General features: G+C 41.0%; 21 protein-coding genes. All 21 read left to right on the plus strand.

Features of this window, described 5'->3' with window-relative positions:
• Window positions 1-9: 9 nt before the first annotated feature.
• Entirely contained in the window at window positions 10-1032 is a 1023-nt protein-coding gene (gene ftsY, locus CSV68_RS04340; RefSeq protein ID WP_099661538.1) for a signal recognition particle-docking protein FtsY, read from the plus strand.
• A gap of 63 nt (window positions 1033-1095) precedes the next feature.
• On the plus strand, window positions 1096-1422 hold the full coding sequence (locus CSV68_RS04345; RefSeq protein WP_369802859.1) for a putative DNA-binding protein: 327 nt from the start codon (window positions 1096-1098) through the stop codon (window positions 1420-1422).
• Between the two features lie 12 nt (window positions 1423-1434).
• Window positions 1435-2790 carry a signal recognition particle protein gene (ffh, locus tag CSV68_RS04350; protein ID WP_099633146.1) on the plus strand — a complete coding sequence of 452 codons (1356 nt, stop codon included), beginning with the start codon at window positions 1435-1437 and terminating at the stop codon, window positions 2788-2790.
• Between the two features lie 92 nt (window positions 2791-2882).
• Window positions 2883-3155, plus strand: coding sequence for a 30S ribosomal protein S16 (gene rpsP, locus CSV68_RS04355; RefSeq protein WP_029052320.1), 273 nt, complete (start codon window positions 2883-2885; stop codon window positions 3153-3155).
• Window positions 3156-3170: 15 nt separating this feature from the next.
• A complete protein-coding gene (locus tag CSV68_RS04360; protein ID WP_081244337.1) occupies window positions 3171-3404 on the plus strand; it encodes a KH domain-containing protein in 234 nt (77 codons plus the stop codon).
• Between the two features lie 76 nt (window positions 3405-3480).
• Window positions 3481-3996, plus strand: coding sequence for a ribosome maturation factor RimM (gene rimM / locus CSV68_RS04365; RefSeq protein ID WP_099633147.1), 516 nt, complete (start codon window positions 3481-3483; stop codon window positions 3994-3996).
• Window positions 3993-4733 (plus strand): tRNA (guanosine(37)-N1)-methyltransferase TrmD, encoded by a 741-nt coding sequence (gene trmD, locus CSV68_RS04370; protein ID WP_099633148.1) that lies wholly within the window; start codon window positions 3993-3995, stop codon window positions 4731-4733. Before rimM ends, trmD begins: the two co-directional genes overlap by 4 nt.
• A gap of 127 nt (window positions 4734-4860) precedes the next feature.
• The gene (gene rplS / locus CSV68_RS04375) at window positions 4861-5205 is read left to right on the plus strand and encodes a 50S ribosomal protein L19 (RefSeq protein ID WP_085133217.1); all 345 of its coding nucleotides are present in this window, start codon (window positions 4861-4863) and stop codon (window positions 5203-5205) included.
• Window positions 5206-5308: 103 nt separating this feature from the next.
• The gene (gene lepB / locus CSV68_RS04380; RefSeq protein WP_369823470.1) at window positions 5309-5875 is read left to right on the plus strand and encodes a signal peptidase I; all 567 of its coding nucleotides are present in this window, start codon (window positions 5309-5311) and stop codon (window positions 5873-5875) included.
• Window positions 5876-5893: 18 nt separating this feature from the next.
• The gene (gene ylqF, locus CSV68_RS04385) at window positions 5894-6748 is read left to right on the plus strand and encodes a ribosome biogenesis GTPase YlqF (protein WP_099633150.1); all 855 of its coding nucleotides are present in this window, start codon (window positions 5894-5896) and stop codon (window positions 6746-6748) included.
• A gap of 115 nt (window positions 6749-6863) precedes the next feature.
• Window positions 6864-7637 carry a ribonuclease HII gene (locus CSV68_RS04390; protein WP_099661539.1) on the plus strand — a complete coding sequence of 258 codons (774 nt, stop codon included), beginning with the start codon at window positions 6864-6866 and terminating at the stop codon, window positions 7635-7637.
• On the plus strand, window positions 7634-9868 hold the full coding sequence (locus CSV68_RS04395; protein WP_099661540.1) for a hypothetical protein: 2235 nt from the start codon (window positions 7634-7636) through the stop codon (window positions 9866-9868). The genes CSV68_RS04390 and CSV68_RS04395 overlap by 4 nt, the downstream gene beginning before the upstream one ends.
• Complete coding sequence (locus tag CSV68_RS04400) at window positions 9865-10152, plus strand: EscU/YscU/HrcU family type III secretion system export apparatus switch protein (RefSeq protein WP_099633153.1); 288 nt, start codon at window positions 9865-9867, stop codon at window positions 10150-10152. The genes CSV68_RS04395 and CSV68_RS04400 overlap by 4 nt, the downstream gene beginning before the upstream one ends.
• Window positions 10153-10286: 134 nt before the next feature.
• Complete coding sequence (gene sucC, locus CSV68_RS04405) at window positions 10287-11447, plus strand: ADP-forming succinate--CoA ligase subunit beta (RefSeq protein WP_099633154.1); 1161 nt, start codon at window positions 10287-10289, stop codon at window positions 11445-11447.
• Window positions 11448-11465: 18 nt separating this feature from the next.
• A complete protein-coding gene (sucD, locus tag CSV68_RS04410) occupies window positions 11466-12368 on the plus strand; it encodes a succinate--CoA ligase subunit alpha (RefSeq protein ID WP_099633155.1) in 903 nt (300 codons plus the stop codon).
• Between the two features lie 73 nt (window positions 12369-12441).
• Window positions 12442-13320 carry a DNA-processing protein DprA gene (gene dprA, locus CSV68_RS04415; RefSeq protein WP_099633156.1) on the plus strand — a complete coding sequence of 293 codons (879 nt, stop codon included), beginning with the start codon at window positions 12442-12444 and terminating at the stop codon, window positions 13318-13320.
• A 125-nt stretch (window positions 13321-13445) separates the two neighbouring features.
• On the plus strand, window positions 13446-15521 hold the full coding sequence (topA, locus tag CSV68_RS04420) for a type I DNA topoisomerase (RefSeq protein WP_099633157.1): 2076 nt from the start codon (window positions 13446-13448) through the stop codon (window positions 15519-15521).
• 43 nt (window positions 15522-15564) lie between these two features.
• Window positions 15565-16875 (plus strand): FADH(2)-oxidizing methylenetetrahydrofolate--tRNA-(uracil(54)-C(5))-methyltransferase TrmFO, encoded by a 1311-nt coding sequence (gene trmFO, locus CSV68_RS04425; RefSeq protein ID WP_099633158.1) that lies wholly within the window; start codon window positions 15565-15567, stop codon window positions 16873-16875.
• Between the two features lie 388 nt (window positions 16876-17263).
• Window positions 17264-18163: a tyrosine recombinase XerC gene (xerC, locus tag CSV68_RS04430; RefSeq protein WP_099633159.1), complete on the plus strand. Its 900-nt coding sequence runs from the start codon at window positions 17264-17266 to the stop codon at window positions 18161-18163.
• 8 nt (window positions 18164-18171) lie between these two features.
• The gene (gene hslV, locus CSV68_RS04435) at window positions 18172-18711 is read left to right on the plus strand and encodes an ATP-dependent protease subunit HslV (RefSeq protein WP_099633160.1); all 540 of its coding nucleotides are present in this window, start codon (window positions 18172-18174) and stop codon (window positions 18709-18711) included.
• 3 nt (window positions 18712-18714) lie between these two features.
• Entirely contained in the window at window positions 18715-20103 is a 1389-nt protein-coding gene (gene hslU, locus CSV68_RS04440; RefSeq protein WP_099633316.1) for an ATP-dependent protease ATPase subunit HslU, read from the plus strand.
• Window positions 20104-20168: the final 65 nt, after the last annotated feature.

The raw sequence follows: 20168 nt of genomic DNA on the forward strand, positions 1-20168 counted from the left end.
GTGAAATGAATGTCTTTCTTTAAGAAGATAAAAGATAAAATATCAGGGACGAATGAAGTGGTAGCAGAGAAGTTTAAAGATGGACTGACGAAGACACGCGATTCATTTACATCGAAAGTGAACGATTTAGTATTTAGATTCCGTGTGGTTGATGAAGAATTCTTCGAAGAACTGGAAGAAGTATTACTTCAAGCGGATGTCGGTTTTGAAACCGTTATGGAACTGATTGATTTGCTGAAAGAAGAAGTCCAACGCAAGAACATTAAAAACACGACTGGTATGCAGTCATTGATTTCAGAGAAACTTGTAGAAATCTATAATTCAGGCGAAGTAGTTTCTAGTGAGTTGAATATCGAAGAAGGTAGACTGAACGTAATATTGATGGTTGGCGTGAACGGTGTAGGTAAGACGACAACGATCGGTAAAATGGCTGCCCGCCTTAAAAATGAAGGGAAAACCGTTATGCTTGCTGCTGGGGATACATTCCGCGCAGGCGCCATTGAACAGCTTGTTGTCTGGGGAGAGCGTACTGGTGTAGAGGTTGTCCGTCAAGCGGAAGGTTCAGATCCGGCTGCCGTTATTTTTGACGCAGTGAAAGCAGCTAAGAAGCGTAACATAGATGTTTTAATTTGTGATACAGCGGGCCGCTTACAAAATAAAGTAAACTTGATGAATGAGCTTGAAAAAGTACATCGCATCATTGGTCGTGAAATTGAAGACGCTCCTCATGAAGTATTGTTAGCTTTGGATGCGACGACTGGTCAGAACGCATTAATCCAAGCGCAAACATTTAACGAAGTGACGAACGTAACAGGTATTGTATTGACAAAACTAGATGGTACAGCAAAAGGCGGCATTGTACTGGCAATTCGTAATAAGCTCGATATCCCTGTGAAGTTTGTCGGTCTTGGTGAAGGTATCGATGACTTACAACCTTTCGACCCAGAGAAATATGTCTATGGGTTATTTGCGAACGGCTTAGAAATGGAAGAAGCAGAAGAAATTGAAACCGAAACTGAAGAAGACAAGTAAAAGTACTTGACAGCAATACATGTGCACGATATTATATAATAGTGACTGAAGGAGGTCGTGATCTTGCTTGAAAAAACGACAAGAGTGAACTTCCTCTTTGATTTTTATCAATCATTATTAACTGACAAACAACGTTTATATATGCAATTATATTATTTAGATGATCTTTCTCTCGGTGAAATTGCTGAGCAATATGGCGTATCGAGACAGGCAGTGTACGACAATGTGAAACGGACTGAGGCTATGCTCGAAGATTACGAGAAGAAACTCAATCTGTTCGAAAAGCATGAAGGTCGACTTGAAATTGTAGAGTTGCTAGAAGAAATGGCGCCTACTGAAAATTCAAATCGCTTCATGAAATTGCTACATACCTTAAAAGACTTTGAATAGGGGGGATTGTCTATGGCATTTGAAGGTCTAGCCGAACGCCTGCAAGGAACCATGAATAAAATTACAGGCAAAGGTAAAATCAACGAAGCTGACGTAAAAGAAATGATGCGTGAAGTGCGTTTTGCACTAATTGAGGCAGACGTTAACTTGAAAGTCGTTAAACAATTTGTCAAGACGGTCAGCGAGCGCTCAGTAGGTCAGGATGTAATGAAGAGTTTGACACCTGGTCAGCAAGTGGTGAAAATCGTAAAAGACGAATTAACGAATCTAATGGGTGGAGAACAAAACCCTATTCAGTTCGCGCGTAAATCGCCTACGGTTATCATGATGGTAGGCTTGCAAGGTGCTGGTAAAACGACAACTACTGGTAAATTGGCCACAGTTTTACGTAAAAAACATAATAAGAAACCTCTGCTTGTGGCGGCGGATATTTATCGTCCGGCAGCGATCCAACAACTCGAAACATTAGGTAAACAGATCACGGTACCTGTATTTTCTATGGGAACTGATCAATCACCTGTTGAAATTGCTCGCAAAGCGATGGAAGAGGCAGAACGTGAGCATAATGACGTTGTAATCATTGATACAGCGGGTCGACTCCATGTGGATGAAGCACTCATGCAAGAATTGAAAGATATTCGTGAGTTGACTAATCCTGATGAAGTCTTCCTCGTAGTGGACGCGATGACAGGTCAAGATGCAGTCAACGTTGCCAAAAGTTTCGATGATACAATAGGAATCACTGGCGTCATCCTGACAAAACTTGATGGGGATACACGTGGTGGTGCGGCGTTATCGATTCGTACCGTTACTGAAAAACCAATAAAATTTGTTGGTATGGGTGAGAAGATGGATGCACTCGAACCATTCCATCCAGAGCGTATGGCATCACGGATTCTTGGTATGGGCGATGTCATGTCTTTGATTGAAAAAGCACAGGAAAATGTGGATGAGGATAAAGCGAAAGAGTTAGAGCAGAAATTGCGCACTCAAAGCTTTACACTTGATGACTTTCTCGATCAAATGCAACAAGTAAAGAAGATGGGGCCACTCGACGAAATTTTGAAAATGATGCCGGGTGCAAACAAAATCAAAGGACTCGACAATGCTAAAGTGGATGAGAGTCAGATGGGTCGTGTAGAAGCAGTCATTTATTCTATGACGCTTGCTGAACGGGAAAACCCAGAAATTATTAATGCGAGCCGTAAAAAAAGAATTGCTACAGGGTCTGGAACTTCCACACAGGAAGTCAACCGTTTGCTGAAGCAGTTTGAGGAAATGAAGAAAATGGTTAAGCAAATGACCAACATGCAACAAAAAGGTAAGAAGAAAGGTAAAATGCCTGGTTTTGATGCGTTTTTTAAATAAAATAGAGGGTGTTAAGAAAAAACCCTTTACAAACAAATAAAAACTTGGTAATATACTATCTTGTGTGAAACTATTCGGAGGTGTAGATAATAATGGCAGTTAAAATTCGTCTAAAACGTATGGGAGCTAAGAGATCTCCTTTTTATCGTATTGTAGTAGCTGATGCACGTGCACCACGTGACGGCCGTCAAATCGATCAGGTTGGTACATACAACCCGCTTACAAAGCCAGCAACAGTTGAAATCAACGAAGAATTGGCTTTGAAATGGCTTCAAGATGGAGCTAAACCATCTGATACAGTTCGTAACTTGTTCTCAGAACAAGGTATCATGGAAAAATTCCATAACGCTAAATACAGCAAGTAATTTGGAGGGGTGGACATGAAGCAGCTGATTGAAACAATTGTAAAACCGTTAGTCGATTACCCGGACGACGTGAAAGTGGTATCTGAAGAACAGTCTCAACGAGTCGTTTATCAGTTATCAGTGAATGCGGAGGATATGGGTAAAGTGATCGGGAAGCAAGGTCGTGTGGCAAAAGCGATCCGTACGATTGTTTACTCAGCAGCAGGCAGCCACCACGGCAAAAAAGTGTATTTGGATATCTTGGATTGATCCAAAAGGAAGGAGCCTCGGTTCCTTCCTTTTTTGCACGTATAAATACTTTTAGTCATATAATGGAGGCGAAATAATGGAATGGTTTAATGTAGGCACGATTGTGAATACGCATGGTATTAAAGGTGAAGTTCGCGTAATGTCCAAAACAGATTTTCCAGATGAACGATATGAAGTGGGAAGTGAGCTCGCGATCTTCATGCCGAAAAGCAAAGCACCTACGTTTGTCAAAGTGATCAGTCATCGTAAGCATAAAAACTTTGATTTACTGATGTTCGAAGGATATCCGAATATTAATGACGTCGAGAAGTTTCGCGACGGTGTGATCAAGGTATCGGAGAAAGAATTGACAGAACTCGGGGAAAATGAATTTTATTATCATGAAATCATTGGCTGCCGTGTGATTACAGAAACAGGTGAAGAAATCGGTACGGTTACAGAAATTATCGAAACGGGTGCCAATGATGTATGGGAAGTAACGCCTACTGAAGGCAAGCCGCATTATATTCCCTATATCGAAGATGTTGTAAAGGATATCGATATTGATGAGCAGATTATCAAAATTGAATTGATGGACGGATTACTTTCATGATGAAAATCGACGTTCTCTCTTTGTTCCCAGAGATGTTTGAGGGTGTACTTCATTCTTCCATCATGAAAAAAGCGCAAGAACAACAAGCTGCATCGTTTAAAGTCACAGACTTTCGTGACTTTTCGACAAACAAACATAGAAAAGTGGATGATTATCCGTACGGAGGCGGTGCGGGAATGGTATTAAAACCCGAACCACTCTTTGCGGCTGTCGAAGCCGTCACTAACACTAGTAATGGTAAGCCTCGCGTTATCCTCATGTGTCCGCAAGGCGAACGATTCACGCAGAAGAAAGCAGAAGAACTTGCGAAAGAGCAGCATCTAGTTTTCATTTGTGGTCACTATGAAGGATACGATGAGAGAATTCGTGAATATTTGGTTACGGATGAAATCTCACTCGGTGACTTTGTATTAACTGGTGGAGAAGTGGCTTCTATGGCGATCATTGATAGTGTTGTGCGATTACTTCCTGACGTTCTAGGTAACGACCAGTCGGCTGTCCACGATTCGTTTTCGACGGGTATGTTGGAACATCCACAATACACTCGACCTGCTACGTTCAACGGCCTTGAGGTGCCTTCTGTGCTGTTGTCGGGCAATCATGCCGAGATTGATAAGTGGAGAGAAGAGCAGGCATTCATTCGCACGGCACAACGCCGTCCTGAATTATTGCAAGAAGCGCCGTTAACAGATTATCAAAAAAAACTCTATCAGCAATGGAAACAAAAAAGAGACTAAATTTGCTTGATTCGTTAACAGGCGTGTGCTATGATTTATAAAGCGCTTTTTAAGAGCGCCTATTTTACTGTTGTTCCGCTGCAAAGCAAAACGTGCAAGAGCATCAGAAAAGAAGGAGAGAAAAAATATGCAAAAACTAATTGCAGATATTACAAAAGATCAGTTACGCACTGAACACCCTTCATTCCGTCCTGGCGATACACTTCGCTTGCACGTGAAGATCATCGAGGGAACTCGTGAGCGTATCCAGTTATTCGAAGGTATTGTTATCAAACGTCGCGGTGGCGGAATCAGCGAAACTTTCACTGTGCGTAAAATTTCAAACGGTGTTGGAGTGGAGCGTACATTCCCATTACACACGCCTAAGCTAGCTCAAATTGAAGTGACTCGTCGCGGTAAAGTTCGTCGTGCGAAGTTGTACTACCTACGTAAACTACGTGGTAAAGCAGCACGTATCAAAGAACTCCGCTAATAAGATAAACAGAAACGAAGGGGGCCTTGCACTTGGCCTCCTTTCTTTTTGCTCAGAAAGACAATTGGCTGTACAATAATAACAGACAGGGCAGGAGGCTGGATTGATGGAAGAGAAAAAAACGAGAAGTGAAGGACTAGAATGGATTAAAGCATTATTAATAGCGTTTGGATTAGCCGCCATTATTCGTATCTTTTTATTCACACCCATCGTCGTTGATGGTATTTCCATGATGCCAACGTTGGAACATGGTGACCGCATGATCGTTAATAAAATCGGCTATACGATAGGTGAACCTCATCGTTTTGACATCGTAGTATTCCATGCACCTGAGCAGAAAGATTATATTAAACGTGTAATTGGTCTGCCAGGAGATACAGTGGAGTATAAAGATGATGTCCTTTATGTAAATGATGAAGCATATGAAGAACCGTATCTCGAACAATACAAATCTGAAGTACAGGATGGCACACTGACGGAAGATTTCACACTGCAAGATGTGCCGCAAATCGATGCGCAAACAGTTCCGGAAGATCACATATTTGTTATGGGTGATAACCGTCGGAAAAGTAAAGATTCTAGACATATTGGAGCCGTATCAATCGATGAAGTCATCGGTAGTACGAGTGTAGTATTCTGGCCGATTAAAGATTTCGGTCTTGTGAAATAACGAAAGGAGACGATTCGAATGACTATTCAATGGTTTCCGGGCCATATGGCGAAAGCGAGACGAGAAGTCTCAGAAAAGTTAAAATTAGTTGATATAGTATTTGAATTAATTGATGCTAGATTGCCACTTTCATCACGTAATCCTATGATAGACGAAGTCACGCAACAGAAACCGAGATTGCTGATTTTGAATAAGATGGACTTAGCGGATGAAATACAAACTAAACGCTGGATTACCTACTTTGAAAAGCAAGGCTTACGTACAGTTGCTATTAATTCATTTGAAGGTAAAGGTCTCCAAACAGTCACCAGGGCTGCTAAAGAAATTTTGCAGCCGAAGTATGATCGCATGAAGCAGCGAGGCATACGTCCTGGGGCAATTCGCGCCATGATTGTCGGCATTCCAAACGTTGGTAAATCTACGTTGATTAACCGATTAGCTAAGAAAAATATCGCTAAAACAGGAAATAAGCCAGGCGTAACGAAAGCGCAACAATGGATCAAATTCGAGAAAGAATTAGAACTTCTGGACACGCCGGGAGTGCTTTGGCCGAAATTTGAAGATCAACAAGTAGGTTATAAATTAGCTCTAACGGGGGCAATTAAAGACTCCGTATTGAATATGGAGGAGCTTGCAGTATATGGACTTCGGTTTTTGGAGTCGCATTATCCTGATAGACTGGCACAGCGCTATGAAATGACAACAGTGGGTGACAATATCCAATCGTTGTTCGATAAAATCGGCGAACGTCGAAAAGTATATACAGTAGGCGGAGAAATCGATTATGACAAAGTAGCAGAAATGATCGTACAAGACATCCGCGACCAGCAAGTAGGTAAATTAACATTCGATTTTCCTGAAGAATTCGAATGACTAGAAGCAACGGCTTGGAACTCTGTTTCCGAACCGTTGCTTTTTTGTCGAAAAAACCATATGGAAACCGATATAATACGTAGACAAACATATTTTAGATGGACAGGTGAAGAAATTGACAACGATACAGCAAATAAAAAAACAATTACTAGAGTTACAAGAACCAAATGATTGGCTTACAGAACTTGAAACCGACACTAGAAAGGGTGTCCAGCAAGCAATTATTCAATGGCGCACTCGATATACTAAAAAACAAGCACTTATTCAAGAATTTCAAAAGAAAATAGCGTTTGATGATTCCTATAGATCCTCAAGAGTTTTGTTAGTCGCTGGAATTGACGAAGCTGGGAGAGGACCTCTGGCGGGACCGGTAGTTACAGCTGCGGTTATACTACCTGAAGATTGTTCGGCCCTTATCGGATTGGACGACTCGAAAAAAGTTTCCAAGGAGAAGAGGCAGGAATTTGCTCGACTAATTAAGGAACAGGCTGTGGCGTACGCCATACACGTGCAGCCTGCTAAAGTAATAGATGAATTGAATATATACCAGGCAACAAAGCAATCAATGGAAGTAGCTATAAGTGAACTTGAGATTGCGCCAAATGCGGTTTTAGCAGATGCCATGAATTTGCAAACAGTTTGCCCGTGTTATTCCATTATAAAAGGAGATGAAAAAAGCTTAACTATCGCAGCTGCTTCTATATTAGCCAAGACTACACGTGATGAACTGATGAATGAATTGCATGAGGAGTTTCCTTGGTATGCATTTAATGAAAATGCAGGATATGGAACTGCGAAACATTTACAAGGACTTGAAACGCATGGATTTTCCGAACACCATCGCAAATCATTCGAGCCGATCAAAACGATGTGGAGGGATCGACAATGAATTTACATTCATTATCTGCTTCATTTGCAAAAACTGCTACGGAAACTCAGCCGCTATCTCTAAAAGAAGGACAAATGATACATGGAAAGATCACACAATTATTTCCTGGTCAAATGGCGCAAGTTCAAGTTGGAAATCAACAGTTGTTTGCTAAATTGGAAGTACCCATGCAAGCGGGAGATCATTATTACTTCAAAGTCAATGGCACTGAACCTGAATTGCAGTTGCAGGTTGTTTCCGGTCCAATGCGTGGTGGAGAAGGTCAGTCGGCTCAATTAACCCAGTTAATGGATTCACTGCATGTACCTAAATCACAAGAAATGAAAGATATACTCGCGACGATGATTAAGCAAAAAATTCCTATGACAAAAGAAAATATGCTTGAGGCTGTCCAACTTCTGAAATCGTTACCAGATGGAATGAAAGCTGAGGCACTTGCTACGCTTAGTAAAATCGCTGAAGCAAAACTACCTTTCACGCCAGTTATATTTCAATCGCTTCTACAAGCTCAGACAGGCACGATTGCGCAGCAAATGAAGACGTTACTAGCTACCATCCAAAATGAGCCTAATCTTCCTCCAACGATGCGTGAGCAGCTTCTAACGACGATGCAATCTCTGTCTTCCCCTATGAGCCGAGTGATAGGTAAGGAACTGCTTAGTCAAAGTGTATCTCAATTGCTAAATCCACAAGCGAGTAAAGCGGATCGGTTTGAAGCGCTGCGCTTATTAAAAAATGCTGATATACTGCCAGCTCGAACATCTTTGGCCAATTTGCCTCAAGTACTGGCTGACCTGGTCACTAAAGCGAGTATGCAACCTGCTAGTGCTACAAGTAGCATAACGAATCAAGCAGATGCTAGTAAAACCATCCACTCTTTATTAAGTCAACTGGGTCAAACACCGGCCGCAAATCACCAAACAATAAAAGCGATTGTGAAAAATATTACACAACAATTACCGAACACAGCGCTTTCGGAACCTGTAAAAAATGCGTTGCAGACTGTAATTAATCAGTTGACCGAACAACCGCTGACGGATCGTTCTAAAGCTACTGTGGTTGAACAATTTAGTAAAGTGTTTATCCAAGCTCAAGCTATCGCAACACAAACCACCGCGACATCGGGACTAACTAGCATAGCGCAACAAGCTGTAGTTACCCCAGCTACCATGCAATCGGTCCATACAGCAATTGGTCAAATAAGCCAATTGCCAGTAGCAAACCAAGAAGCAATTAAAATAAACGTACAGCATTTGACCCAACAGCTGAGTAGTAATCCAGCTTTACCTGAATCAATGAAAAATGCATTACAAAATGTATTGAATCAATTTGCTCAGCAACCAATGACAGATGGTGCAAAAACAATGCTAGTCGAACAACTTAGTCAAACATTGGTGCAACAAGCGAGCAAGCAAGAAACAGCCGTTGTGCCATTACAGCAACAAACTATCATGAAAGAGGTACAACAGTCAGTTCCGTCGCTCTTAGTACCGCCTGAGAAAGTGGATGAGGTACTTCGGGCATTGATGCAAACGGCTGAAAAATCAGGGAATAATCAAGTGAAACAACTCATCCATACAGCTGAAGCTCAAGCATCACAGACGATGAACGGAGCTGCCATGAAAGAGACTATCCAACACGTATTCAGTACATTAGGAGTGAATTATGAAGCAATGCTTGGAGGAAAAGAATCTGATGCAGCCAATTTGGCAAGTACATTAAAACCACAATTACTAGCCATGCTTCAGGACCCATCGCTTTCACCCGCATTACGTGATGCAGCAGAGACAATGGTGCTTCGCATGAATGGGACTTTACTCCAATCAGGGGATACAGGCACACAACAACAGCTGATTATGCAACTACCACTTGAACTATTCGGTAAGAAAATCGATGCTACGCTGCAATGGAATAGTCGGATGAAGGAAAATGGGAAAATCGATCCGGCGTTTGCGCGGATATTGTTTTATTTAGACTTGGAATCACTATCGACAACATTGGTTGATATGCATGTGCAAAACAAAGTTGTAAACTTAACGGTTTTTAATGATTTACCATCTCTAAAAACGACTGGACCACTCTTTCAAGATGTATTAAAGGATGGCCTAGAAGGAGTTGGCTACAAACTTTCTGGTGTTACTTTCAAACCATTCACAGAAAAACAGCACGATATCAAAAAAACGGTCAGCACCTTCCAATTAGATGAGGGAGGAGTAGATTACAGGATATGAAAGAACAACAACGATTTACTAGAAAAGAAGCCATTGCACTGTCCTATGACCCTGAAGTATCAGATGCTCCGAAAGTAATAGCCAAAGGTAAAGGGAAAATAGCGGAGAATATTCTGGAACGTGCGAAAGAACATGCTATTCCTGTGCAAGAAGATCCAAGTCTGCTGGAGTTACTTGGTCAATTAAATGTCAATGAAACAATACCAGAAGAACTATATCAAGCTGTATCGGAAGTATTCGCTTATATATATCGTTTAGATCGTGAAAAAAGTAAGATGAAATAAGAGGGAGTTTAAATTGTTGAAAATTAAAGAATTTTGTTTTGCAATAGCGATTCTTGGACAAAGTGTGACGGTTTGATTACAATAAAGCAGTAGTTGAACTTCAAGCAATTGTAAATCGAATGGAGGCAGTACGTATGAACATCCATGAATATCAAGGGAAGCAGCTATTAAGAGATTATGGAGTGGCTGTTTCAAAAGGCCGTGTCGCGTTTTCACCGAAAGACGCAATGGCAGTGGCAAAAGAAATTGGGACAGTACCTATCGTGGTAAAGGCCCAAATCCATGCAGGTGGACGAGGTAAAGCAGGCGGAGTCAAGATTGTGAAAACTCTTGACGAAGTGCGCGCAGTGGCAGCTGATTTAATCGGTAAGCAACTCGTTACACACCAAACAGGTCCTAAAGGACAAGAAGTAAAGCGTCTTCTTGTTGAAGAAGGAATTGATATCGAAAAAGAATTTTATATTGGTCTTGTCGTTGACCGGGCAACAGATCGTGTAACATTGATGGGATCTGCAGAAGGCGGCGTGGAAATCGAAGAAGTGGCAGAACATAGCCCTGAAAAGATTTTCTATGAAGTAATCGACCCAGTAGTTGGATTGGTTCCTTTCCAAGCGCGTCGTATGGCGTTTAATATGGAAATTCCTAGCAATTTAATTAATAAAGCAGTAAGCTTTTTCCTAGGTTTATATAAAGTGTTCAGCGAAAAAGATGCATCTATCGTTGAAATTAATCCACTTGTTGTTACAAAAGATCAACGAGTACTTGCGTTGGATGCGAAATTCAACTTTGACGACAATGCTACATTCCGTCATAAGGACATTATGGAATTACGCGACTTTGATGAAGAGGATCCGAAAGAAATTGAAGCATCCAAGTATGACCTAAGCTATATTTCCCTTGATGGAAATATTGGTTGTATGGTAAATGGAGCCGGTTTAGCGATGGCTACAATGGATACGATCCATTTCTACGGCGGAGAACCCGCTAACTTCTTGGACGTTGGGGGCGGTGCAAAGAAAGAAAAAGTTGCTGCCGCTTTCAAAATCATTTTATCCGATCCAAAAGTTAAAGGTATTTTTGTCAATATCTTTGGTGGAATCATGAAATGTGACGTAATTGCTGAAGGTGTCATTGAAGCAGCTAAAGAAGTTGGTCTTCAAGTACCACTTGTTGTACGTCTTGAAGGAACGAATGTAGAACGCGGGAAAGCCTTGCTGAAAGAATCCGGTATTAATATCGTTGCAGCGGATTCCATGGCAGAAGGCGCGAAAAAAATCGTTGAGTTGATAGGATAAGAAAGGCAGGTACAAATCATGAGTATTTATGTGAATAAAGATACAAAAGTCATTGTACAAGGAATTACAGGTTCCACTGCCCTGTTCCATACACAGCAAATGTTGGAATATGGTACGAAAATTGTCGCTGGCGTAACGCCTGGTAAAGGCGGTCAGACGGCGGAAGGCGTGCCGGTATTTGACACTGTGGAAGAAGCAGTAAAAGAAACAGGCGCAACAGTTTCCATTATTTATGTACCTGCACCATATGCAGCAGACGCAATTATGGAAGGCGTTGACGCAGGACTAGAAATGGTAATCTGTATTACAGAACATATTCCTGTCCTTGATATGATTAAAGTGAAACGTTATATGGAAGGCAAAGAGACGCGATTGATTGGTCCGAACTGTCCGGGTGTTATTACGGCAGACGAGACGAAAATTGGTATCATGCCAGGCTATATTCATACAAAAGGGCACGTGGGCGTAGTTTCTCGTTCAGGTACATTAACTTATGAAGCGGTTCACCAGTTAACTCAAGAAGGCATTGGTCAAACTACAGCTGTCGGAATTGGTGGAGACCCGGTAAATGGTACGAACTTTATCGATGTCTTGAAAGCATTCAACGAAGATCCAGAAACATATGCAGTAGTCATGATCGGTGAAATTGGTGGTACTGCAGAAGAAGAAGCAGCCACTTGGATTAAAGAAAATATGACGAAGCCTGTAGTAGGCTTTATCGGCGGTCAAACTGCACCTGAAGGTAAGCGTATGGGACACGCAGGTGCTATAATTTCCGGTGGTAAAGGGACAGCTGCAGATAAAATCAAAGCTCTACAAGCAGCTGACGTTCAAGTTGCGGAGACACCTTCAGTCATAGGTGAAACATTAATTAAAGTTCTGAAAGAAAAAGGACTATACGAGAAATGTAAAACAAAGTAAACTGAAAGGAGTAGCTTAATTGCTACTCCTTTTTTCGTGCTCATGCTTGTAGTGTCGAACGGAGGAGAATTCGATGCTATATACCCATCAGCAACTACAATTACTGAACATACAATATATCCATCCCGTACCTTTTAATCGTTTTACAAGGCTTTTGAAGGAAAACCCTTCATTAGAAGATTTACATTCTTATTCAGCTCTGCAATGGTCGCGGATTTTTAATATACCGATAGAAAGATTGGAACAGTTTTCAGTGAAATTTAATGAGATATCTTGTTTTCCGATAGTAGAAATGCTGAAGGAAAACGGTGTAACCCCCATTACTTATTTTCATTCGAATTATCCTAGTGAATTAAGACAATTATGTGATCCTCCTGCGGTTCTTTATACTAAAGGGAATGAGGTTTTGTTGAAAAAGCAACTTCGTGTAGGGATCATTGGCTCTCGTAAAGCTACAAGCTATTCCAAAATGGCGCTGGAATTTATTGTGCCACCGCTCGTCGATCATCAAATCCCAATTGTTTCAGGCTTAGCAGATGGAGCGGACACGATGGCTCATCAAGCGGCTATCGAATATGGCGGGGAAACAATTGGCGTACTAGGTCATGGGTTCTCACATATGTATCCAAAAAAGAATCAAAAAATAGCTGAAGAAATGGCGAAAAATCATTTACTCGTGACGGAGTATCCACCATACTTTCCGCCAGCAAAATGGACATTTCCTATGCGCAATCGAATTATCAGTGGTTTGTCTAGCGCGCTAGTCATTACAGAATCTGTCGAAAGAAGCGGAACGATGAGTACAGTGGAGCATGCTCTTGATCATGGAAAAGAAATATTTGCAGTACCTGGTGCTATAGATTCCCCTCTTTCAGCGGGTCCAAATAAGCTGTTGGATGAAGGAGCCAAGCCGTTGTGGAGTGGTTATCAGATTGTTGATTCTTTACTATAAACCGGCATAACCTCTTTTTGGCAGATGTTTAAAAGGTTGCATTATCCTGAAAACTGTTATACATTTTGCAACAGATATTCTTTTGCTGAATAAATATAAAGAAATCTCTCTGAGGAGGGAACGATATGGCAGATTACTTAGTAATAGTGGAATCGCCTGCTAAAGCGAAAACGATTGAACGTTACTTAGGAAAAAAGTATAAAGTTAGTGCATCACTTGGTCATTTACGTGATTTACCCCGCAGTCAAATGGGTGTAGATACCGAAAATAACTATGAACCGAAGTATATTACGATTCGAGGAAAAGGACCGATACTTCAAGATTTAAAAAAAGAAGCAAAAAAAGCGAAGAAAATTTTTCTCGCGGCTGACCCGGATCGTGAAGGGGAAGCAATAGCTTGGCATTTATCACATCAATTAGGTGTAGATATCGAATCAGATTGTCGCGTAGTATTCAATGAAATTACAAAAGAAGCAATCAAAGAATCATTTAAACATCCACGACCTATTGATATGGATTTAGTAGACGCGCAACAAGCCAGAAGGATTTTGGATAGATTAGTAGGCTATAACATCAGTCCGATCCTTTGGAAGAAAGTTAAGAAGGGATTATCCGCAGGGCGTGTGCAATCAGTGGCTTTGCGTTTGATCATCGACCGGGAAAATGAAATCAATGCATTTGAACCAGAAGAGTACTGGTCCATCACTTCACAATTCACTAAAGGTGATAAAACTTTTGAAGCACAATTTTATGGCGATGCTTCAGAAAAAGTGAAACTGACGAATCAGGAACAAGTGGAAAAAATAGTCAACTCAATAAAACCGGACGAATTCGAAGTATCCAAAGTAGTGAAGAAAGAACGTAAACGTAATCCGGCATTGCCGTTTACAACATCATCCCTTCAGCAAGAGGCAGCACGTAAGCTGAACTTCCGCGCGAGGAAGACGATGATGCTTGCACAACAATTATATGAAGGAATTGCGATTGGAAAAGAAGGTACAGTCGGTTTGATTACGTATATGCGTACCGATTCGACGAGGATTTCTGATACCGCAAAAGAAGAAGTGAAATCATTCATCCATACGATGTATGGTGAAGAGTATATTTCAACTAGTACGAAAAAAGCGAAAGCTAAAGCGAAGACACAAGATGCGCATGAAGCAGTAAGACCGACTTCAGCTATGCGACCACCAGATGCAATGAAAGCGTTCTTAACGAGAGACCAACATCGTCTATATAAACTGATCTGGGAACGTCTCATCGCAAGTCAGATGGCGCCAGCGGTTTTGGATACAGTAACTGCTGATTTTTTAAATGGAGATATTCGTTTCAGAGCATCGGGATCACAAGTGAAATTCCCAGGCTTTATGAAAGTTTATATCGAAGGCAATGATGATCAACAAGAAGAAAAAGAGAATATACTACCGCCGCTTGAAGAAGGCGAGCGAATTAAATATGCAGACATAGATCCAAAACAGCATTTCACACAACCGCCACCAAGGTATTCGGAGGCACGTTTAGTGAAGACACTTGAGGAGCTAGGTATAGGTAGGCCTTCTACGTATGCACCCACACTTGATACCATTCAAAAGCGTGGCTATGTCACACTAGATGCCAAGCGGTTTATTCCAACAGAACTTGGGGGAATCGTACATCAGGCAGTTAATCAATACTTCCCAGATATTATCGATATCGAATTTACAAGACAGATGGAGCAGCGTCTTGACCATGTGGAGGAAGGCACAATCGAATGGCGTACAGTGATCGATGATTTCTATCGCGATTTCGAAAAGCACGTAGAAGTAGCCGATGCCGAAATGGAAAAGATTGAAATTAAAGATGAGCCAGCGGGTGAAGATTGTGAAAAATGTGGTTCTCCGATGGTTTATAAGATGGGCCGCTACGGAAAATTCATGGCGTGCTCTAATTTCCCGGACTGTCGTAATACAAAAGCCATTATTAAACCAATTGGCGTAAAATGTCCAAAGTGTAAAGAAGGCGAAGTCGTTGAACGTAAAAGTAAAACGAAGAGAATCTTCTTTGGTTGTGATCAATATCCTGAATGCGACTACGTTTCATGGGATAAACCGATCACAAGACCATGTCCGAAATGTCAGCACACAATGGTCGAAAAACGCCTGAAAAAGGGTGTTCAAATCCAATGTACTGATTGTGATTATAAAGAGGAACCGCAAGGCTAAAGTGATAAAAGTAATTCAACATAATGAGAAAGAGGTAGTTGTAATGACGCAAATTGTAAATGTGATTGGTGCAGGATTAGCTGGAAGTGAAGCTGCTTGGCAATTAGCTAATAGAGGAGTCCAAGTGAAATTATTCGAAATGCGTCCCGTGAAGCAAACCCCAGCCCATCATACAGATAAATTTGCGGAGTTAGTATGCAGCAACTCGTTGCGTGCCAATAACCTGACGAACGCAGTAGGTGTGATCAAAGAAGAGATGCGTCAATTCAATTCATTAATTATTCAAGCTGCGGATGATTGTGCAGTACCTGCTGGCGGTGCGCTTGCAGTAGACCGTCATGAATTTGCTGACAACGTTACTGAAAAGATCCGGAATCATCCGAATATAGAAGTCATTAATGAAGAAGTGACAAAATTACCGGAAGGAATTACGGTAATCGCATCTGGACCACTAACGTCGCCGGCGTTAGCTGAAGAAATTCGACAGCTAACTGGAGAAGATTATTTATACTTCTATGATGCCGCAGCTCCCATCGTAGAAGCCGATTCCATCGATATGGATAAAGTTTATTTGAAATCACGTTATGATAAAGGTGAAGCTGCTTATTTAAACTGTCCTATGAACACGGAGGAATTCGAGCGTTTCTATGAAGCCTTAACTTCAGCTGAAGTGGCTCCTTTAAAGGATTTTGAAAAAGAGCTTTACTTTGAAGGATGTATGCCAATCGAAGAGATGGCGAAGCGCGGTGTAAAAACGATGTTATTCGGTCCGTTAAAACCGGTTGGACTAGAAGATCCTAAAACAGGAAAAGAACCAAAAGCGGTTATTCAATTACGGCAGGATAACGCAGCTGGAACATTATATAATCTAGTAGGATTTCAGACGCATCTTAAATGGGGAGCACAAAAAGAAGTATTGAAACTAATACCTGGATTGGAAAATGTGGATATCGTGCGCTATGGTGTGATGCATCGTAATACATTCATCAACTCACCTAGAGTCTTGAATTGCACGTATCAACTTAAATCACAGCCGACTGTTCTGTTTGCGGGTCAGGTAACAGGTGTAGAAGGTTATGTAGAGTCAGCGGGATCAGGATTGATTGCTGGTATTAATGCAGCACAATTGGCAAAAAGCGAGAAACCTGTTCGATTTCCGAGAGAAACCGCACTTGGCAGCATGGCGCGTTATATCACAGAAGCTGATCCAAATAACTTCCAGCCAATTAATATCAATTTCGGATTATTCCCTGAGCTGAATAGAAGATATAGAACGAAAGCCGAACGTGCAAACAAACATGCAACACGCGCATTGGATGCAATACAAGAATTTAAATCAACGACAAATGTATAACTAAAATCTTTGCTTTAATAACTTGAGGTCGTACTGAAGACAGAACTCCATCTAATCGGGGTTCTGTCTTCAGTTTTTTAGTTGAAGTAGCATTATGCAACTTCCTAATGTATATATCGTCTTATATTGAGGAAGAAATGATGATCAGTATGATGAAAAATTACTTAGCTATTAAAGCAATTTGACTGTTATGTGACGAAAATAGTTCTTATATCTAAAAATGATCAACAATCAGTTTTTCAAAGTTGCCCAAATTTCCTTGCTAATGTATAGTGTTTTAGGGACAACATTCGGCTTTGATAGTTTATTTCGAACTATATGTAATCAATAATCTTTCGAATCTTCAGGTGCACGTTGTACGAGGATAAATTCGTATCGAGGTGATAAAATGATTCCTGAAATAAATCAATTGGCAGAAGAATATGTATCCTATATTCGTCTAGAGAAAAACTACTCATCCTACACGGTCGCGGAGTATGAAAAAGATCTTCGGGATTTTTTATTATTCTTGCAAGAAGAGGGAATAGAGAAAATGGAAGACGTCGACTACCCCGTAGCTAGACTGTATGTTACACGTCTATATGATCGTTCTTATGCGAGAACAAGCATTTCCAGGAAAATATCAGCTATCCGGTCGTTTTTTAAATTCATTAATGCGCGATACGGGATTGAAGATCAAGCATTTCGATTATTGTATCATCCGAAGCAAGAAGAACGCCTTCCTGCTTTTTTCTATGAGCAAGAGCTAGAAAAGCTTTTTGAAGTGACGATGGGAGAAGATTTTCGCTCTTTGCGAGATCGTGCTTTACTCGAGTTGCTTTATGCAACGGGGATCCGGGTCGGTGAACTAGTAGAAATCGAAGTGCAAGATGTGGATCATTATTTAGGAATTGTGAAAGTAATGGGTAAAGGACGAAAAGAACGTTTTGTGCCATTCGGGAGTTTTGCAGAGGAAGCTTTGCAACACTATATAGACAGTAGTCGTCCAAGATTGATGAAGCAAAAGAAGCATACAAAATTGTTCGTCAATCTACGTGGAGATCCTTTAACAGATCGTGGTGTGCGCTACGTATTAGATGACTTAATGAAAAAAGCATCCTTGCATACTAATATAACGCCACATATGATCCGTCATACGTTTGCGACTCATTTACTTGGCGCTGGAGCAGATCTCCGGTCCGTCCAAGAACTTCTGGGACATAGTCATCTATCGTCAACTCAGGTCTATACCCATATCACAAATGAACATTTACGCCAGACTTATTTACAAACGCACCCTCGTGCTTAGGAGGAACTATAATGAAATTTCATGCAACTACGATATTTGCTATTCATCATGATGGGCAATGTGCTATGTCAGGTGATGGGCAAGTGACGATGGGTGAATCAGTCGTCATGAAACACACAGCGAAGAAAGTCCGTAGATTATATAACGGCAAAGTCTTAGCTGGTTTTGCTGGTTCTGTAGCGGATGCATTTACGCTATTTGACTTATTTGAAGCGAAACTCAATGAATACGATGGAAATCTTCAACGGGCGTCAGTTGAACTTGCTAAAGAATGGCGTGGAGATCGAATCCTGCGTAAGTTAGAAGCGTTGTTACTCGTTATGGACGAAAATACACTGTTACTTGTCTCGGGTACTGGTGAAGTAATAGAACCGGATGACGGAGTATTGGCAATTGGTTCCGGAGGTAATTATGCACTAGCAGCCGGACGTGCACTGAAGAAACATAGCAGTGAATTGACAGCGAAAGAAATAGCTGAAATTTCACTTGAGACAGCGGCCGATATTTGTGTGTTCACCAATCATAATATTATCGTGGAGGTGCTTTAAGTGATGAAGCAAGAAATGACTCCTAAAGCGCTCACAGCGTATTTAAATCGTTATATTATTGGGCAGGAAAAAGCTAAAAAAGCAGTTGCAGTGGCTATGCGAAATCGTTATCGTCGTATGCAATTGACTGCTGAAGAACAAGAAGAAGTCATTCCGAAAAACATTTTGATGATCGGACCTACCGGTGTCGGTAAAACAGAAATTGCACGAAGGATTGCAAAGCTGATCCATGCACCTTTCGTAAAGGTAGAAGCGACAAAATTTACGGAAGTCGGATATGTTGGAAGAGATGTTGAGTCAATGATTCGCGATTTAACTGAAGTCGGAGTACGCATGGTAAAAGAGGATATGCGCGAAGCGGTTAAAAAGCAGTCTCAAAAGCTTGCGGAAGAACGTTTAGTAAAGTTACTAGTGCCTGAAGCAAAAAAGAATACAGAAGGTCAAAATCCTTTCGAAATGTTTTTCGGTCAAAAAACGCAGCCTGAGCCTGAACAAACTGAAGATCAATCCGAAATTAGACGAAAGCGTTCAGACATAGCTGTACAACTTGCGAATGGTCAAATCGAAGAAAAAATGGTGACGGTAGAAGTGCAAGCGCAACAACCATCTTTATTCGATGCATTGCAAGGGTCCGGTATGGATCAAATGTCAGGCATGCAAGACGCTTTATCATCACTCATGCCGAAGAAGAAAGTTCAGCGTCGCATGAAAGTAAAAGACGCGAGAATCGTATTGGAAGCAGAAGAAGCGGATAAGTTAATTGATCAAGATGAAGTAGCACGCAAAGGAATTGAATTAACAGAACAAGCGGGAATTATTTTCCTTGATGAAATGGATAAAATCGCAAGTAGCAACCAAAAGTCTTCTGGTGAAGTATCTCGCGAAGGTGTCCAACGCGATATTTTGCCAATAGTCGAAGGTTCTACAGTCACAACAAAATACGGGGCTGTTAAGACAGATTATATTTTGTTCATTGCTGCTGGAGCCTTCCATATGTCGAAGCCATCTGATATTATTCCGGAGCTTCAAGGTAGATTCCCGATTCGTGTAGAATTAGACAAATTGACAAAAGATGATTTTGAGCGCATACTGCGAGAACCGGATTTTTCTTTATTAAAACAATATGAACGCCTTCTTGCGACAGAAGAAGTTGAAATTGAATTTACAGACGAAGCGATCAGCAAACTGGCTGAAATTGCATACGAAGTAAATAATGAAACAGAAAATATTGGTGCTAGAAGATTGCATACGATTTTGGAAAAGTTGCTAGAAGATTTATCATTCGAAGCGGCGGAAATCGGCCCTGCATCTATTAAGATCACACCAGCTTATGTGGACGAAAAGCTGGATGGAATTGTAAAGAACAAAGATTTGTCACATTTTATTCTATAAGGAAGTCGTAATAGTTTATTTAACGATTGAAAACCTTTAGAATATTCATTAAAGTCAGAAGAAAT

The organism is Sporosarcina sp. P29 (assembly GCF_002743265.1).
GTDB lineage: Bacteria > Bacillota > Bacilli > Bacillales_A > Planococcaceae > Sporosarcina.

What these genes read in the sequence shown, in the direction of transcription:
- ffh (WP_099633146.1), top strand. Translation starts at nt 1,435, where the DNA reads ATGGCATTTGAAGGTCTAGCCGAACGCCTGCAAGGAACCATGAATAAA.
- ftsY (WP_099661538.1), top strand. Translation starts at nt 10, where the DNA reads ATGTCTTTCTTTAAGAAGATAAAAGATAAAATATCAGGGACGAATGAA.
- CSV68_RS04360 (WP_081244337.1), top strand. Translation starts at nt 3,171, where the DNA reads ATGAAGCAGCTGATTGAAACAATTGTAAAACCGTTAGTCGATTACCCG.
- dprA (WP_099633156.1), top strand. Translation starts at nt 12,442, where the DNA reads ATGCTATATACCCATCAGCAACTACAATTACTGAACATACAATATATC.
- ylqF (WP_099633150.1), top strand. Translation starts at nt 5,894, where the DNA reads ATGACTATTCAATGGTTTCCGGGCCATATGGCGAAAGCGAGACGAGAA.
- rplS (WP_085133217.1), top strand. Translation starts at nt 4,861, where the DNA reads ATGCAAAAACTAATTGCAGATATTACAAAAGATCAGTTACGCACTGAA.
- sucD (WP_099633155.1), top strand. Translation starts at nt 11,466, where the DNA reads ATGAGTATTTATGTGAATAAAGATACAAAAGTCATTGTACAAGGAATT.
- hslU (WP_099633316.1), top strand. Translation starts at nt 18,715, where the DNA reads ATGAAGCAAGAAATGACTCCTAAAGCGCTCACAGCGTATTTAAATCGT.
- trmFO (WP_099633158.1), top strand. Translation starts at nt 15,565, where the DNA reads ATGACGCAAATTGTAAATGTGATTGGTGCAGGATTAGCTGGAAGTGAA.
- xerC (WP_099633159.1), top strand. Translation starts at nt 17,264, where the DNA reads ATGATTCCTGAAATAAATCAATTGGCAGAAGAATATGTATCCTATATT.
- CSV68_RS04400 (WP_099633153.1), top strand. Translation starts at nt 9,865, where the DNA reads ATGAAAGAACAACAACGATTTACTAGAAAAGAAGCCATTGCACTGTCC.
- trmD (WP_099633148.1), top strand. Translation starts at nt 3,993, where the DNA reads ATGATGAAAATCGACGTTCTCTCTTTGTTCCCAGAGATGTTTGAGGGT.
- CSV68_RS04395 (WP_099661540.1), top strand. Translation starts at nt 7,634, where the DNA reads ATGAATTTACATTCATTATCTGCTTCATTTGCAAAAACTGCTACGGAA.
- rimM (WP_099633147.1), top strand. Translation starts at nt 3,481, where the DNA reads ATGGAATGGTTTAATGTAGGCACGATTGTGAATACGCATGGTATTAAA.
- rpsP (WP_029052320.1), top strand. Translation starts at nt 2,883, where the DNA reads ATGGCAGTTAAAATTCGTCTAAAACGTATGGGAGCTAAGAGATCTCCT.
- sucC (WP_099633154.1), top strand. Translation starts at nt 10,287, where the DNA reads ATGAACATCCATGAATATCAAGGGAAGCAGCTATTAAGAGATTATGGA.
- topA (WP_099633157.1), top strand. Translation starts at nt 13,446, where the DNA reads ATGGCAGATTACTTAGTAATAGTGGAATCGCCTGCTAAAGCGAAAACG.